Raw genomic sequence first — 14,798 nt, 5'->3', positions numbered from 1 at the left:
AAAGCTCGCAGCCCAGGAACGCCGTCAGCAGCCAACGCTGCGGATGACGCCCCGGGAACGGGAAGCAAGGGAGCGGCCGGCGGGCGCCGGCTTCAGGCACGACGGAAGACGAGCGTGCCGTTGGTACCGCCGAAGCCGAAGTTGTTCTTGACGGCCACGTCGATCTTCATTTCACGCGCGGTGTTCGGCACGTAATCGAGATCGCACTCGGGGTCCTGATTGAAGATGTTGATCGTCGGCGGCGCGACCTGGTGATGCAGGGCCAGCACCGTGAAGACCGACTCCAGGCCGCCGGCGCCGCCCAGCAGATGGCCGGTCATCGACTTGGTGGAGTTCACCGCGATCTTGTAGGCATGGTCGCCGAAGGCCAGCTTGATCGCGTCGGACTCGTTCTTGTCGCCCAGCGGCGTCGAGGTGCCGTGCGCGTTCAGGTAGTTGACTTCGTCCGGGTTGACGCCCGCGTTCTTCAGCGCGTTGACCATGCAGCGGCGCGGACCGTCGGTGCTCGGCGCCGTCATATGGAACGCGTCGCCGCTCATGCCGAAGCCCGACAGCTCGGCGTAGATCTTCGCGCCGCGCGCCTTGGCCGACTCGTATTCCTCGAGCATCATCACGCCGGCGCCCTCGCCGAGCACGAAGCCGTCGCGGTCGACATCCCACGGGCGCGAGGCAGCCGCCGGATCGTCGTTGCGGGTCGACAGCGCGCGTGCCGCGGCGAACCCGCCGATACCGAGCGGCGACACGGTCGATTCCGCGCCGCCGGCCAGCATGGCGTCGGCGTCGCCAGCCTCGATCAGGCGCGCGGCCAGGCCGATGCTGTGCAAGCCGGTGGTGCAGGCGGTCACGGCGGCCAGGTTCGGGCCCTTCAGGTTGTGGTTGATCGACAGGTGGCCGGAGATCATGTTGATGATCGAGCCCGGCACGAAGAACGGCGAAATCCGCCGCGGACCGCGATTGGTCAGCTCCGCGTGCGTGTCCTCGATCATGGGCAGGCCGCCGATGCCCGAGCCGACCAGCACGCCGATGCGATCGGCGTTGGCCTCGGTCACTTCCAGGCCGCTGTCGCGCAGGGCCTGGGTGCCGGCCGCGATGCCATAGTGGATGAAGGTATCCATATGGCGGGCTTCCTTCGCGGGAATGTAGTCCTCGACGTTGAAGCCCTTCACTTCGCCGGCGAAATGCACGGCCAGCGCGGAGTGATCGAATTTGGTGATGGTGGCAATGCCGGACTTGCCGGCAACCAGATTGGCCCAGCCTTCGGCAACCGTGTTTCCGACCGGAGACACAAGGCCGAGCCCGGTGACGACGACGCGACGACGGCTCACTATGATTTCCTACGGGTGGATGAGGCAAGGCGGAACGGGCGGCAGCCCGCGGCACCGTCAAGGCACCAAGGCGATTCCGCCGCGCCGGCAGGCCGGCGCATCGGCCAGCCTGCCGGCCGGACTGACGGCGCGAATCCCGGCCGGCAGCTCAGCGGCACGATGGCCGATGATGGAGCCAGCTTCGGCCCCACCGCAACTCCGCTTGCTCGAACAAACGAAAGCCACAGAAAACGGCACAACGGGATCTGACGACCCCTCCGCCCGTTTTCTGTGGCCCGGAATCCGGATACGACAGGCTTAGGCCTTGACGTGCGCCGACGCGTAGTCGATGGCCTGCTGCACGGTCGTGATCTTTTCGGCTTCCTCATCGGGAATTTCCATGCCGAATTCATCTTCCAACGCCATCACGAGTTCGACCGTGTCGAGCGAGTCGGCGCCGAGGTCGTTCACGAACGAGGATTCGTTCTTGATGTCGGCTTCGGCGACGCCGAGTTGCTCTGCCACGATCTTCTTGACGCGTTGTTCGATATTGTCCATTTAGCCCTCCAGGGAAGTTCGACAAAAAAGTGGGCGCATTTTAGCAGGTTTGGCCTCTGAAAATGCCGTCCGCAGTCTTTCGCAAGAAATGCACCCGTTCTTCTAAAAAAGGGGGTGACGCCAGGGCGTCGCGCCCCCCTCAGTTCATATACATGCCACCGTTGACATGCAGCGTGGTGCCGGTCACATAAGCCGCCTGCGGACCGGCCAGGAAAGCCACCGCATTGGCGATGTCCTCCGGCTGACCGAGCCTGCCGAGCGGAATCTGGGTCTTGAGCGCGGCATGCTGCTCTTCCGACAGCACCTTGGTCATATCGGTATCGATGAACCCCGGTGCGACGCAATTGACAGTGATGTTGCGGCTGCCGATTTCGCGGGCCAGCGCGCGCGTCATGCCTTCCACGCCCGCCTTGGCCGCAGCATAGTTCATCTGGCCCGGGTTGCCGGTCGAACCGACCACCGAGGTGATGTTGATGATGCGTCCGCCGCGGGCCTTCATCATCGGCCGCAGCACACCGCGCGACAGGCGGAATACCGCCGACAGATTGGTGTCGATCACCGCGCTCCAGTCCTCGTCCTTCATCCGCATCGCCAGCTGGTCCTGCGTGATGCCGGCATTGTTCACGAGGATGTGGATGCCGCCGTGATTCTTGACGATCTCGTCGATCAGCGCCTCGCAGCGCGCCGCGTCGTTGACGTCGAGCACCGCGCCGGCGCCCTTGAGCTGCTCGGCCGCCAGGTATTCGCCGATCGCGGCGGCGCCCTTCTCGCTGGTGGCCGTGCCGATCACCAGCGCGCCTTGCCGGGCCAGTTCCAGCGCGATCGCGCGGCCGATGCCGCGCGAGGCGCCCGTCACCAGCGCGACCTGATTATCCAGGGTCTTGCTCATCCCGTTGTTTCTCCTTGTTGCGGTGCGTGCGGATCAGCCGCGCACCAGCGCCAGCGTGTCCTGCAGCGAGGCCGGATCGACGATGGCGCCGCCGACCAGATTGCCGTCGATGCGCTTGGTCAGCCCGGCCAGCACCTTGCCCGGACCGCATTCGATCACATGCGTGACGCCGTCGGCGGCCATCTTCTGCACCGACTCGACCCAGCGCACCGGCGCCGCGGCCTGACGCACCAGCGCGTCCTTGATCGCCTCGGGATCGTCGACGATGGCGACGTCGACGTTGTTGATCAGCGGAATCGACGGCGCCGAGAACGTCAGGCCGGCCATGCGCTCGCGCAGGCGGTCCGAAGCGGGCTTGAGCAGCGACGAATGGAACGGCGCCGACACCGGCAGCGGCAGCGCGCGCTTGGCGCCCTTGGCCTTGGCGATTTCGCAGGCCTTCTCGACCGCCGCCTTGGCGCCGGCGATCACGACCTGCGCCGGGGCGTTGAAATTGACCGCTTCGACCACGCCGGCCGCCGAGGCCTCGGCGCAGGCGGCGCGCACGTCGTCGTCGGACAGGCCAAGGATCGCGGCCATGCCGCCCTCGCCCACCGGTACCGCTTCCTGCATCGCCTGCGCGCGGAAGCGCACCAGCGGCACGGCGTCGGCAAACGCAATCACGCCGGCGGCGACCAGCGCCGAATACTCGCCGAGGCTATGGCCGGCCACCAGCGCCGGAGCCGGACCGCCGGCGTCGAGCCAGGCACGGTAGATCGCCACCGCGGCGGTCAGCATCACCGGCTGGGTGTTGGTGGTCAGGTTCAGCTCTTCGGCCGGACCTTCGGCGATCAGGCGCGCCAGGTCCTGGCCGAGCGCGTCGGACGCTTCCTGCAGCGTCGCGCGCACCACCGGGTTGTCGGCGAAGGCATTGAGCATTCCGACCGACTGCGAGCCTTGGCCGGGGAAGACGAATGAGAATTTCATCGGTTTCCGATCGGTTTGAAAATGGAATCGTCGGCGCCATCGCGCATCGGCCGCACACCTCATCGTGCCGCGCCCCGATACCTGGCACCGGCTTGCGAATTACATGCGCAGCAGCACCGCGCCCCAGGTGAAACCGCCGCCCACGCCTTCCATCAGCACGTGGTGGCCAGGGCGGATGCGTCCGTCGCGCACCGCGACGTCGAGCGCCAGCGGGATCGACGCAGCCGAGGTGTTGCCGTGTTCATGCACGGTCGCGATCATGCGCTCGAGCGGCAGGCCGAGCTTCTTCGCGGTGCCCTGCATGATGCGGATATTGGCCTGGTGCGGAATCAGCCAGTCGAGCTTCTCGGCGGGGAAGTCCGCCGCGGCCAGCGTCTCGCGCGCGACCTTGTCGAGCACGCTGACGGCGAGCTTGAACACCGCCTGTCCATCCATGTGCAGGAAGGCATTGCCGGTGATATTGCCGGCCGCGACATTGCCCGGCACGCACAGGATATCGACGTGGCTGCCGTCGGCGTGCATCGCCGAGGACATCACGCCGGGTTCGTCCGACGCGGTCAGCACCACCGCGCCGGCGCCGTCGCCGAACAGCACGCAGGTGGTGCGATCGTTGAAGTCGAGGATGCGCGAGAACACTTCGGCGCCGATCAGCAGCACGTTGCGATGCGAGCCGCTGCGGATGAACTTGTCGGCGGTGGCCAGCGCATAGGCAAAGCCGGAGCAGACGGCCTGCAGGTCGAACGCCGCGCAGTGGTTCGTGATGCCGAGCTTCTGCTGCACCAGGCAGGCGGTGCTCGGGAACACGTAGTCCGGCGTCGACGTGGCGACGATGATCAGGTCGATCTGCTGGCGGTCGATGCCGGCCGCTTCCAGCGCGCGCTCGGCCGCCTTGACGGCCAGATCGCTGCTGGTCACATCGGGCTCGGCCCAGTGGCGCGCCGAGATGCCGCTGCGCGAGACGATCCACTCGTCGCTGGTCTCGATGCCTTTCTCGGCCAGCTGCGCCGCGAGCTCGTGATTGGTGACGCGCCGCGGAGGCAGGTAGCTCCCCGTGCCGATGATTTTTGCGTAGCTTGTCATGTGGTGTCGGATCGTATTGCCGGACTCAGCGCGACCCCGGCGCGGCGGCTTGCCGGCCTGGCCGGTGCTGGCGCGCGGGGCGTGGGACCAGGGGCACCGGCGTCGCCGCTGCCTCGGTGATGCTGGGCAGGATCATGCGGCGTGTGCGCTGCGACCCGCGCTGGGCGGGTCCGTCTCCTGGCCCGCGGATGCGGTGCCCGCGGTGCTCGTCTTGTTGGCGAACGCCTGCGAAATCCGGGCGATGACGCCATTCCTGGCCGCATCATACCCGCGTTTGATTGCCCACTCAAAAGAGTGGGCATCGGCGGAACCGTGGCTCTTGATCACCAGCCCGCGCAGCCCGAGCAGCGAGGCGCCGTTGTAGCGGGCCGGATCGAGCCGGCGCGCCAGCCGCGTCAGCACCGGCATCGCGATGCCGGCCAGCAGCTTGGTGAACCAGGAGCGGGTGAATTCCTCCTTGATCATGCTGCCGATCATCTTGGCCAGGCCCTCGGTGCTCTTGAGCGCCACGTTGCCGACGAAGCCGTCGCACACCACGATGTCGGTGGTGCCCTTGAAGATGTCGTTGCCCTCGACGTTGCCGTAGAAGTTCAGCTCCGAGGCGCGCAGCAGCTCGCCGGCGCGCTTGACCACCTCGTTGCCCTTGATCACTTCCTCGCCGATGTTCAGCAGGCCGACCGTCGGGTGGTCCTTGTGGTCGACCACCGCGACCATGGCCTCGGCCATGCGGGCAAATTGCAGCAGATGTTCGGGTTCGCAGTCGGCGTTGGCGCCTAGGTCCAGCACCGTGGTGCCCCAGCCCTGCTCGTTCGGAATGGTGGTGGCGATGGCCGGGCGCTCGATGCCCTCGAGGGTCTTGAGCACATAGCGCGACACCGCCATCAGCGCGCCGGTATTGCCGGCCGAGATGCAGGCGTCGGCGGCGCCTTCCTTGACCTGGGTCACCGCGACGCGCATCGACGAATCCTTCTTCTTGCGCAGCGCGACCTCGACCGGGTCGTCCATCGTGATCACTTCGGTGGCGGCCACCACGGTCACGCGCGGATGGTTCTGCGCGTGCAGCTTGCGCAGCTGCGGCTCGATGGCATCCGGCCGCCCCACGAGCACCATCTCGGCATCCTCGTGGGCGGCAAGAAAACTGATCGCCGCCGGCACCGTCACGGATACGCCGTGATCGCCGCCCATGCAGTCGATAGCGAGTTTGATCGTCATTGTTTGCTGATGCGCGAGGCGCCGAATCCGCGCTGCGGAGGCCTCGCAGGGAATGCCGCGCCAGCGTCCACGCTTGCCGCGGCCAACAAAAAAGCGGCAAGGAGTTTGCCGCTTCTTTGTATGTCTTCTACCTGCAAGCGCGTGCGGGACGCAGCGTCACGCCGAGCGAATGCTTCAGTCGTTCTTGGTCTTGACGACCTTGCGGCCACGGTAGTAGCCGTTCGGGCTGACGTGGTGACGCAGGTGCGTTTCACCCGTGGTCGGCTCGACTGCCAGCGGCGCGACGGACAGGTGATCGTGCGAACGATGCATGCCGCGCTTGGACGGCGACTTCTTGTTCTGTTGAACAGCCATGATGACTCCTTGGAGAATTTGCGGATATTAACACACGCATCCTGCACGAGGCGTAGCCGGGCCCGGCCGGATGCTGATTAGGGGTACGACGTTGCTACTGCCGAAGCGCGCCGCCGCGGACCGTGTCCGCGCGTCAGTGCTTCGTCTTCAGACTGGCCAGCGCCGCGAAGGGCGACGGCCGCTTTTCCTCTTCCTGCTCGGCCTCGGGTTCCGGTTCGACGCTGCCGTCGGCTCCGGTCACCAGGCTCTCATGCACCTGCGGGCAGACCTCGTGCTTCGGCGCCACCGGCAGCGACAGCAGGATCTCGTCCTCGATCAGCGCCAGCAGATCGAAGCGGCGCGACCCCGCGATGACATCGATCTCGTCGTCGTCCATCGGCGCGGCATCGGCCTCGGCTTCGCTGGCCATCACCTCGAACCGGGTCGCGGTCGCGATCGGCTCGGCGTAGACCGCCAGACAACGCTGACAGTTCAGCCACATGCCGCCCTGCACCGCCAGGTCGAGGAACAGGCGCCGGCGCGCCGGCTTGCCGGGCTCGGCCGCTTCGTCCTGGACGGAACCGCTCATCGTGTAGCGGAACAGTTCGTCCGGGGCCGAGGCTGGCGCTTCGGCGGAGGTCTCGGCTATGATGCGCGGCAATTCACGCGCCGCGATCTCGCCGGCCGCCGAGCCCGAGGACCGGCAGAACTCGAAGAGATCGAACGCTTGCAAGTCGATGGGCTGAGTCATGTCGCTGAATGCGCCTGTGATACATGGCGCTGGCAATGCTGCTGAACGCTGGTCCCGTCGCCGCGGCGGCCATCGAGTGACGAGGCCTCCGCATTGCGCCGCACGAGGCGCTGGCAGGACACCACGCGGCGGATGCCTGCGCGGTAAAACGCGTGATTATACGTCGAAATCTCCGCCGCGGTCAAAGTCGAAAGCGCTTTGCCTGTTGCGCATTCCCCTTTCGCTTCAATCACTTATATGTCTTCCGCCGTGACACCCGCCGTGCCACCTCATTCACCACTGCCTGCGGCTCCCAGGCTGATTCTCGGCTCCAGTTCGCGTTATCGCCGCGAACTGCTGGAGCGCCTGCGCATTCCATTCGAGATCGACGTGCCGGACATCGACGAAACGCCGCTGTCCGGCGAGGCACCCGAGGCGACCGCACTGCGGCTGTCACGCCGCAAGGCCGAGGCGATCGCCGCCCGTCACCCCGGCGCGCTGGTGATCGGCTCCGATCAGGTCGCCACGCTGGACGGCGTCCAGGTCGGCAAGCCGGGCTCGCACGAGCGGGCACTGGAGCAGCTGCGCTGGATGCGCGGCCGCACCGTGACGTTCCATTCGGCGCTGTGCCTGCTGGACGGCCGCAGCGGCGAGGTCCAGCTGGAGGAGGTGCGTACGCTGGCGACCTTTCGCGAGCTCGGCGACAGCGAGCTGGAGGCCTATCTGCGGCTCGAGCAACCCTATGACGTGGCGGGCAGCGCCAAATCCGAAGGACTCGGCATCGCGCTGCTGTCGCGCGTCGAGTCCGACGATCCGACCGCGCTGGTCGGCCTGCCGCTGATCGCGCTGACCGGCATGCTGCGGCGCGTCGGCTATCCCTTCTTCACGGCCTGATTCCACGGGCCTCCCCCTCTCCGCTGTCGAGGACATCCGCCCATGAGCGGCACGCTATACCTGATTCCGAACACGCTGGGCAAACGCGACGAGGCCGATCCGCTGCCGGCCGTGATCCCCGCCGACGTGCAGCAGATCTCTGCCAACCTGGACTACCTGGTCGCCGAGAACGCCAAGACCGCGCGCGCCTATCTGAAGAAACTGGGGCAGACCTGCCCGCTGGCGCGGCCGATCCAGCAGATCGAGATCCGCGAACTGAATGTCAATACGCAGGAGGCCGCGCTGGCGGAATTGCTGGCCCCGGTGCTGGCGGGCCGCGACGGCGGCCTGCTGTCCGAGGCCGGCGTGCCGGCCGTGGCCGACCCGGGCGCCAATCTGGTGCGGCTGGCCCATGCGCGCGGCGTGCGGGTGCGGCCGCTGGTCGGGCCCAGTTCGATCCTGCTGGCGGTGATGGGCTCCGGGCTGAACGGCCAGAGCTTTGCGTTCAACGGCTATCTTCCGGTCGATCCGGGCGAGCGCACGCAGCGCCTGCGCGAACTGGAGCAATGGTCACGCAAGCACCGGCAAACCCAGGTCTGGATCGAGACGCCGTATCGCAACGAGGCGCTGCTGGCGGCGCTGAAGGCCAGCTGCGCTGGCACCACGCTGCTGTCGATCGCGGTGGACCTGACGCTGCCGACCGAGACCATCGTCACGCAGCCGCTGTCGGCCTGGCAGCCGGGCCGGCTGGAATTGCACAAGCGGCCGGCGATCTTCTCGATCCTCGCGGCCTGAGCGGGCCTTGCCCGGGCCCCGCCGTCAATACAGCGACTGCAGCCGCGAGCTCCACATCAGCGTCCTGGCGGCCGCGGTCCCGACCGCGGCGCCGAAGCGCTTGGCGACGCGCTCGGCGATGTTCTCCTTGACGGTGTAGTCGACGATCTCCTCGGCCTTCAGCACATCGCGCGCCACCGACTCGGCGCTGCCCAGGCCGTCGGCCAGCCCCAGCTCGATGCTGCGCTCGCCCGACCAGAACAACCCCGAGAACAGCGTCGGATCGTCCTTCAGCCGGTTGCCGCGCCCTTCCTTGACCACCGCGATGAACTGCTCGTGGATCTGGCGCAGCATCTGTTCGGCAAACGCCTTCTGCTGCGGCGATTCCGGCGAGAACGGATCGAGCATCCCCTTGTTGGCGCCGGCGGTGTACAGCCGCCGCTCGACGCCGAGCTTGTCCATCAGCCCCGTGAAACCGAAGCCATCCATCAGCACGCCGATCGAGCCGACGATGCTGGCCTTGTCGACATAGATCTTGTCGGCCGCGGCGGCCACGTAGTAGCCGCCCGACGCACAGATTTCCTCGACCACGACATACAGCGGCTTGGACGGATGCAGCGAGCGCAGGCGCTGGATCTCGTCGTTGATGATGCCCGCCTGCACCGGCGAGCCGCCCGGGGAATTGATCTTCAGGATCACGCCGGCCGCGTTGGCATCGGCGAAGGCCGCCTGCAGCGAGGCGTTGATCGACTCGGCGCTGGCCGGCGTGCCGGCGGCGATCTCGCCCTCCAGCGTGACCATCGCCGTATGCCGGCCGCTGGTGATGGCGCCGTCGGTCTTGAAGTCGAACAGCGAGAACAGCACCAGCGCGATCAGCGCGAAGCCGGCCAGGCGGAAGAAGATCTTCCAGCGGCGCGCCGCCCGTTGCTCGCGCAGCGTGGCCATCAGCACGCGCTCGAGCACATCGCGCTCCCAGCCGGCGCCGGTCTTGACCGGGCCGGCCGACTCGCCCTTGAGCCGCGCCTTGCGCTCGACCGACTCGCGGCGCGCGGCGGCCTCGGCATCGCGGACCTCGGCCTCCAGCGGGTAATCGGCGTGGCGCGCGGTTTCGAGCCGTTCACCGGCGCCGTGCCCGCTCGGGCTCTCGTCGCCGCGGCCCGGCTCGGCATCCGGCTCGTTGGGCTTCACCGGCGGTTTGTTCTCGTCTGTCATGCAAATACTCTCGAACGGGCGCCGCTACGCGGACGTCGCCGACGTTGCGCTGGGGCCCGAAAGTTTCCCGTCAAAAAAAAGCAATGCCGATGCGCGGCCGCGGCGCCCCGCCTACGGTACGGGCGGTGGCGACGGCAGCGAGGGCGGATCGTCGTACGGCGACTCTGGTATCCAGTAGACGGCGCCGTCGCGCTCCTCGACGCGCAGCTTGGCGAGCGAAGCGCCGCGGCACGGTCCGCCGACGCACAGCCCGCTGTCGGGCGCATAGGTCGCGCCATGTGTGGCGCACATCAAGTATAGGCCCGACGACTCGAAAAAGTGGCCTTCCTGCCAGTCGAGCTCCATGGGCACATGGGCGCACCGATTCAGATAGCCATGGACCTGCCCCTCGTAGCGCACCGCGAAGGCGCCGATCTCCCGGCCGCCGACCGCGACAGTGAAGCGCACGCCGACGCCGCCCTCGACCAGCTCGTGCGCCGCGCACAGCCGGCGCGCCCCGGCCGGCAGTGCCGGCACGGCTAGCGTAGTCGGCAGCGGCCCGGTGTCGGGCCCGGTATCGGGCCCGGTATCGGGCTCGGTATCAGCCATGGGTATGCAGCCAGTCGCTCAGGTCGGCGATCGAACTGGCGCAGTGCAGAGGCGTCATCGCACGCAGCGAATCCGCGGGGTGGGCGCCGTAGCAGACGCCGATGCCGTGGGCGCCGGCGTTGACCGCCATCTGCAGGTCGTGCGTGGTGTCGCCGATCATCACGGTGCGCCCCATCTCCTGGCCCAGTTCACGGGTCAGCTCGTGCAGCATCGCCGGGTGCGGCTTGGAGAACGTCTCGTCGGCGCAGCGCGTGGCGTCGAACAGCGACGTCAGGCCGGTGGCGGCCAGCGCCCGCTGCAGCCCGACGCGGGTCTTGCCGGTGGCGACACCGAGGAAATAGTGCTGGCCGCGCAGCGCCTGCAGCATCTCCAGCACGCCCTCGAACAGCACGAGTTCGGCGTCGCGGGTCAGGAAATGGTAACGATAGCGTTCGGCGAGGCGCGGATAGTCGACCGGGTCCAGCGTCGGGATCGCATATTCCAGCGCGTCCTTCAGCCCGAGCCCGATCACATGGCGCGCGGCGTCCTCGTCGGGCACCGGCAGGCCCAGGTCGCGGCTGGCCAACTGGATGCACTTGGCGATGGTCGGAGTGGAATCCATCAGGGTTCCATCCCAGTCGAAGACGATCAGGTCGAAGCGTTGCCGGGCCATGGGAGTTCTCGATCGAATAATGGAGTTGCCGCGGCGGATGAAGGCGTCATCCGCTACAGGGCATGGGGAGTCGGATCTGCCTGCCCTGGCTGCGCCATCTGCTTCAGTTGCCGCAGGAAGGCCTCGCACTCCGCCGGCAGCGGCGCGCTCAGCGTCAGCGCCTGGCCGGTACCGGGATGCACGAACGTCAAGCGGTGCGCGTGCAGGAACATTCGCTTCAGGCCTGGCTTGACGCCGGCCCGGGCCAGCGCCTTGTTCAGCGCGAAATCGCCGTACTTGTCGTCGCCGACGATCGGAAACCCGAGTTGCGCCAGATGCACGCGGATCTGGTGAGTGCGGCCGGTCTTCAGTTCCGCCTCCAGCAGCGTGTAACCAGGAAAGGACGCCACGCGGTTGAAGACCGTATGCGAGGGCTGGCCGTCGGCCTGCACGCGGACGCGGCGCTCGCCATCCGGCGTGGTGTATTTGAACAGCGGGAAGCGGGCATGCTGACGGTTGTGGCCGAATTCGCCGGCGACGCAGGCGAAATAGCGCTTGTCCATCGCGTTGTCGCGGATCTGCTGATGCAGATGCACCAGCGCCGCGCGCTTCTTGGCCAGCAGCAGGATGCCGGAGGTCTCGCGGTCCAGCCGGTGCACCAGCTCCAGGAAACGGGCCTCGGGCCGCGCCTGGCGCAGCTGCTCGATGACGCCGAAGGCGACGCCGGAGCCGCCATGGACCGCCACGCCGGCCGGCTTGTCGATCACCAGCAGATGGGCGTCCTCGAACAGCACCGGAAACGAGGCCGCGGGCACGTAGCTGTCGGCCGTCGCCGTCGCCGCCACACGAAGTGGCGGAATACGCACAACGTCCCCGAGCTTCAGCCGATAGGTCGCATCGACACGCCCTTTGTTCACCCGCACCTCACCGGAGCGCAGGATCCGGTAGACATGGCTCTTGGGCACGCCCTTGGCCACGCGCAGCAGGTAGTTGTCGATCCGTTGGCCGTCGGCGTCTTCCCCGATGGTCACATACGCCACCTGGGGCGCATCCGTGCCGGATCGCACCTCTTTTTCAATTCGATGGCGTAACTCATTCATTTTCAAATATAATTTCCGCGCTACCCCGGCCAAAGCCGGCAGCGCAAGCGGTGTAAGCGAATTGTCGCATTTTACACTTCGGGTCACCGCTGGCCCGGCCCGGTCCCCCGCCATCGCGTAATCCGCAGGCGCCGGACGGGCAAATTGGCGGTACGGGCCGACAGCTCCGCTGGCGGCCTGTCGCAGTAAATCAAGTAACAAGCAGCACGCACGGTACCGGCTGTGCGCAGGAAAACCGCCCAAAGGCGGGTTCGGCGCGGACTCGGTTCACGTGGGAGCAGAGTGTTCAGGTAGAACAGAATTTGATGGCGGATGCCGATACGGCATTCGCTTCGGTGAGAGAAAGTCCCGCCGCACCGGAAATCGGTGCCGGCCGGTTGCCTGGCCCCTCGCCTGATCGACGACATGGTGACAATCGCGGCGCCCGGTCGCAGAACTCCAACAAGCAGCAGGTGCGCCTGCCTTGTCGGTCGCTCAGGTCGTGGTGGCATGCCGCCGCGTCCGACAACCTTGCTCTTTGACGCGTCCTGGCCGTTCGTGGCCGGCCCCGGTGCGAGCCGAAGCGCAAGCGGCATCCTGTCGTCGCTGCCCTCCCCCGCACCCCGGCCTCCGTCCGATATCGCCGCCTGACCCTGCGCGCAGCTCGCGCATGGCCGGCATGGCGGTCCGAACCCCGCGCAGCGCGCCGACGTCTCTCTCTTTCACCCGTGCCCAGCCGGCGGCTTGCATTCGCCCCGGCGCCTTCGGCAATTCTCACGCCACCTCTCGCTTCCTCGCGTGCTTTCGAAACGCCGCGCGGCACTACCGGTGCCGGCCGCGGCATTGGAACGAGGGTTTGCGATGAAACGCATGCTGTTCAATGCGACGCAGCAGGAGGAATTGCGCGTCGCCATCGTCGACGGTCAGAAGCTGATCGACATCGATATCGAGACCGCCGGGCGCGAGCAGCGCAAGGGCAATATCTACAAGGGCGTGATCACCCGCATCGAGCCGTCGCTCGAAGCGTGTTTCGTCAACTACGGCGAAGAGCGCCACGGTTTCCTGCCGTTCAAGGAAGTGGCCCGGGCCTACTTCAAGGAAGGCGTCGACGTGCGCAACGCGCGCATCCAGGACGCGCTGCACGAAGGCCAGGAACTGATCGTCCAGGTCGAGAAGGAAGAGCGCGGCAACAAGGGCGCGGCGCTGACCACCTTCATCTCGCTGGCCGGCCGCTACCTGGTGCTGATGCCGAACAACCCGCGTGGCGGCGGCGTGTCGCGCCGGATCGAGGGCGAGGACCGCCAGGAACTGCGCGAGACGATGGGCCAGCTGACCGTGCCCGACGGCATGAGCATCATCGCCCGCACCGCCGGCATCGGCCGCTCGGCCGAGGAACTGCAGTGGGACCTGAACTACCTGCTGCAGCTGTGGAAGGCCATCGACGGCGCCGCCGGCGACAACAAGGCGCCGCTGCTGATCTATCTCGAATCGAGCCTGGTGATCCGCGCGATCCGCGACTACTTCCAGCCCGACATCGGCGAGATCCTGATCGACACCGACGACATCTACGAGCAGGCCCGCGCCTTCATGAGCGTGGTGATGCCCGACAACATGAACCGCGTGAAGAAGTACCGGGACGACGTGCCCCTCTTCTCGCGTTTCCAGATCGAACACCAGATCGAATCGGCGTATTCCCGCATGGTGATGCTGCCGTCGGGCGGCGCCATCGTGATCGACCACACCGAGGCGCTGGTCTCGGTCGACGTCAACTCGGCGCGCGCCACCAAGGGTGCCGACATCGAGGAAACCGCGCTGCGCACCAACCTCGAAGCGGCCGACGAGATTGCTCGCCAGCTGCGCCTGCGCGACCTGGGCGGCCTGATCGTCATCGACTTCATCGACATGGAGTCGAACAAGGCGCAGAAGGACGTCGAGACGCGCCTGAAGGACGCGCTGCGCCATGACCGCGCGCGCGTGCAGATGGGCAAGATCAGCCGCTTCGGCCTGATGGAGCTGTCGCGCCAGCGCCTGCGTCCGTCGCTGTCCGAGGGCTCGCATATCACCTGCCCGCGCTGCAACGGCACCGGCCACATCCGCGATACCGAATCGTCCGCCCTGCAGGTGCTGCGCATCATCCAGGAAGAGGCGATGAAGGAAAACACCGCCGCGATCCACTGCCAGGTGCCGGTCGAGGTCGCCGCCTTCCTGCTCAACGAGAAGCGCCAGGACATCAACCTGATCGAGCTGCGCTTCAAGGTCAACGTGCTGCTGATCCCGAACAAGCATCTGGAAACGCCGCACTACAAGCTCGAGCGCCTGCGCCACGACGATCCGCGCCTGGAAGAAAGCACCGCCAGCTACCGGATGGCCGAGGCCGCCGCCAAGGAACTGGAGGCGGACACCAGCTACAGCAGCCGCAAGAAGGAAGACGCCAAGCCGCGCCAGGAAGCCGCGGTCAAGGGCATCACCCCCGAGCAGCCGGCGCCGGTTTCGGTGCCGCGCCCCGAGCGCGCTCCGCGCCAGGAAGCCCCGGCGGCCAAGCCGGCCGCTCCGGCCGCGGCGACGCAGC

15 protein-coding genes are annotated in these 14,798 nt (G+C 67.2%); 3 read left to right on the top strand and 12 right to left on the bottom strand.

Annotation, left to right across the window (positions count from 1 at the left end):
• Positions 1-92 precede the first annotated feature (92 nt).
• From fabF to B551_RS01390, 8 genes are all read right to left on the bottom strand, one after another.
• Positions 93-1,325, bottom strand: a complete 1,233-nt coding sequence (fabF, locus tag B551_RS01425) for a beta-ketoacyl-ACP synthase II (RefSeq protein WP_006577663.1) — start codon at positions 1,323-1,325, stop codon at positions 93-95.
• Between the two features lie 297 nt (positions 1,326-1,622).
• Positions 1,623-1,862, bottom strand: coding sequence for an acyl carrier protein (gene acpP / locus B551_RS01420; protein ID WP_006577662.1), 240 nt, complete (start codon positions 1,860-1,862; stop codon positions 1,623-1,625).
• 139 nt (positions 1,863-2,001) lie between these two features.
• Positions 2,002-2,751 carry a 3-oxoacyl-ACP reductase FabG gene (gene fabG / locus B551_RS01415; RefSeq protein WP_006577661.1) on the bottom strand — a complete coding sequence of 250 codons (750 nt, stop codon included), beginning with the start codon at positions 2,749-2,751 and terminating at the stop codon, positions 2,002-2,004.
• 33 nt (positions 2,752-2,784) lie between these two features.
• On the bottom strand, positions 2,785-3,717 hold the full coding sequence (fabD, locus tag B551_RS01410) for an ACP S-malonyltransferase (RefSeq protein ID WP_006577660.1): 933 nt from the start codon (positions 3,715-3,717) through the stop codon (positions 2,785-2,787).
• A 99-nt stretch (positions 3,718-3,816) separates the two neighbouring features.
• Positions 3,817-4,797, bottom strand: a complete 981-nt coding sequence (locus tag B551_RS01405; protein ID WP_006577659.1) for a beta-ketoacyl-ACP synthase III — start codon at positions 4,795-4,797, stop codon at positions 3,817-3,819.
• A gap of 132 nt (positions 4,798-4,929) precedes the next feature.
• Complete coding sequence (gene plsX, locus B551_RS01400; RefSeq protein WP_023263341.1) at positions 4,930-6,009, bottom strand: phosphate acyltransferase PlsX; 1,080 nt, start codon at positions 6,007-6,009, stop codon at positions 4,930-4,932.
• Between the two features lie 174 nt (positions 6,010-6,183).
• Positions 6,184-6,363 (bottom strand): 50S ribosomal protein L32, encoded by a 180-nt coding sequence (gene rpmF / locus B551_RS01395; RefSeq protein WP_006577657.1) that lies wholly within the window; start codon positions 6,361-6,363, stop codon positions 6,184-6,186.
• 133 nt (positions 6,364-6,496) lie between these two features.
• Positions 6,497-7,093 (bottom strand): DUF177 domain-containing protein, encoded by a 597-nt coding sequence (locus tag B551_RS01390; RefSeq protein WP_006577656.1) that lies wholly within the window; start codon positions 7,091-7,093, stop codon positions 6,497-6,499.
• A 237-nt stretch (positions 7,094-7,330) separates the two neighbouring features.
• Here B551_RS01390 and B551_RS01385 point away from each other — a divergent pair, with 237 nt between their 5' ends.
• Both B551_RS01385 and B551_RS01380 read left to right on the top strand, forming a co-directional pair.
• Positions 7,331-7,966, top strand: a complete 636-nt coding sequence (locus B551_RS01385; protein WP_006577655.1) for a Maf-like protein — start codon at positions 7,331-7,333, stop codon at positions 7,964-7,966.
• A 42-nt stretch (positions 7,967-8,008) separates the two neighbouring features.
• The gene (locus tag B551_RS01380; RefSeq protein ID WP_023263340.1) at positions 8,009-8,740 is read left to right on the top strand and encodes an SAM-dependent methyltransferase; all 732 of its coding nucleotides are present in this window, start codon (positions 8,009-8,011) and stop codon (positions 8,738-8,740) included.
• Positions 8,741-8,764: 24 nt separating this feature from the next.
• Here the strand turns inward: B551_RS01380 and B551_RS01375 are convergent, their stop codons facing one another.
• The 4 genes from B551_RS01375 to B551_RS01360 form a co-directional block, all read right to left on the bottom strand.
• Positions 8,765-9,931 carry a S49 family peptidase gene (locus tag B551_RS01375; protein WP_023263339.1) on the bottom strand — a complete coding sequence of 389 codons (1,167 nt, stop codon included), beginning with the start codon at positions 9,929-9,931 and terminating at the stop codon, positions 8,765-8,767.
• Between the two features lie 111 nt (positions 9,932-10,042).
• Entirely contained in the window at positions 10,043-10,519 is a 477-nt protein-coding gene (locus B551_RS01370; RefSeq protein WP_023263338.1) for a Rieske 2Fe-2S domain-containing protein, read from the bottom strand.
• Positions 10,512-11,171, bottom strand: a complete 660-nt coding sequence (locus B551_RS01365; protein WP_006579740.1) for an HAD-IA family hydrolase — start codon at positions 11,169-11,171, stop codon at positions 10,512-10,514. The genes B551_RS01370 and B551_RS01365 overlap by 8 nt, the downstream gene beginning before the upstream one ends.
• A 53-nt stretch (positions 11,172-11,224) precedes the next feature.
• Positions 11,225-12,250, bottom strand: a complete 1,026-nt coding sequence (locus B551_RS01360) for an RluA family pseudouridine synthase (protein ID WP_052511229.1) — start codon at positions 12,248-12,250, stop codon at positions 11,225-11,227.
• 840 nt (positions 12,251-13,090) lie between these two features.
• On the opposite strand from B551_RS01360, the gene B551_RS01355 reads away from it, so the two are divergent.
• Positions 13,091-14,798 (top strand): Rne/Rng family ribonuclease (locus B551_RS01355; protein WP_023263336.1); only part of this gene is annotated, 1,708 nt, incomplete at its 3' end.

It is taken from the genome of Cupriavidus sp. HPC(L) (assembly GCF_000307735.3).
Classification (GTDB): Bacteria; Pseudomonadota; Gammaproteobacteria; order Burkholderiales; family Burkholderiaceae; genus Cupriavidus.
Note: the sequence above shows the minus strand (reverse complement) of the source record. Positions and strands in the feature narration are given on the sequence as shown.

Excerpts from the sequence above, each read along its gene's own strand:
- B551_RS01385 (WP_006577655.1), top strand. The coding sequence starts at position 7,331 with ATGTCTTCCGCCGTGACACCCGCCGTGCCACCTCATTCACCACTGCCT.
- B551_RS01365 (WP_006579740.1), bottom strand. The coding sequence starts at position 11,171 with ATGGCCCGGCAACGCTTCGACCTGATCGTCTTCGACTGGGATGGAACC.
- B551_RS01380 (WP_023263340.1), top strand. The coding sequence starts at position 8,009 with ATGAGCGGCACGCTATACCTGATTCCGAACACGCTGGGCAAACGCGAC.
- B551_RS01390 (WP_006577656.1), bottom strand. The coding sequence starts at position 7,093 with ATGACTCAGCCCATCGACTTGCAAGCGTTCGATCTCTTCGAGTTCTGC.
- plsX (WP_023263341.1), bottom strand. The coding sequence starts at position 6,009 with ATGACGATCAAACTCGCTATCGACTGCATGGGCGGCGATCACGGCGTA.
- B551_RS01360 (WP_052511229.1), bottom strand. The coding sequence starts at position 12,250 with ATGAATGAGTTACGCCATCGAATTGAAAAAGAGGTGCGATCCGGCACG.
- B551_RS01370 (WP_023263338.1), bottom strand. The coding sequence starts at position 10,519 with ATGGCTGATACCGAGCCCGATACCGGGCCCGATACCGGGCCCGACACC.
- B551_RS01375 (WP_023263339.1), bottom strand. The coding sequence starts at position 9,931 with ATGACAGACGAGAACAAACCGCCGGTGAAGCCCAACGAGCCGGATGCC.
- B551_RS01405 (WP_006577659.1), bottom strand. The coding sequence starts at position 4,797 with ATGACAAGCTACGCAAAAATCATCGGCACGGGGAGCTACCTGCCTCCG.
- fabG (WP_006577661.1), bottom strand. The coding sequence starts at position 2,751 with ATGAGCAAGACCCTGGATAATCAGGTCGCGCTGGTGACGGGCGCCTCG.
- acpP (WP_006577662.1), bottom strand. The coding sequence starts at position 1,862 with ATGGACAATATCGAACAACGCGTCAAGAAGATCGTGGCAGAGCAACTC.
- rpmF (WP_006577657.1), bottom strand. The coding sequence starts at position 6,363 with ATGGCTGTTCAACAGAACAAGAAGTCGCCGTCCAAGCGCGGCATGCAT.
- fabD (WP_006577660.1), bottom strand. The coding sequence starts at position 3,717 with ATGAAATTCTCATTCGTCTTCCCCGGCCAAGGCTCGCAGTCGGTCGGA.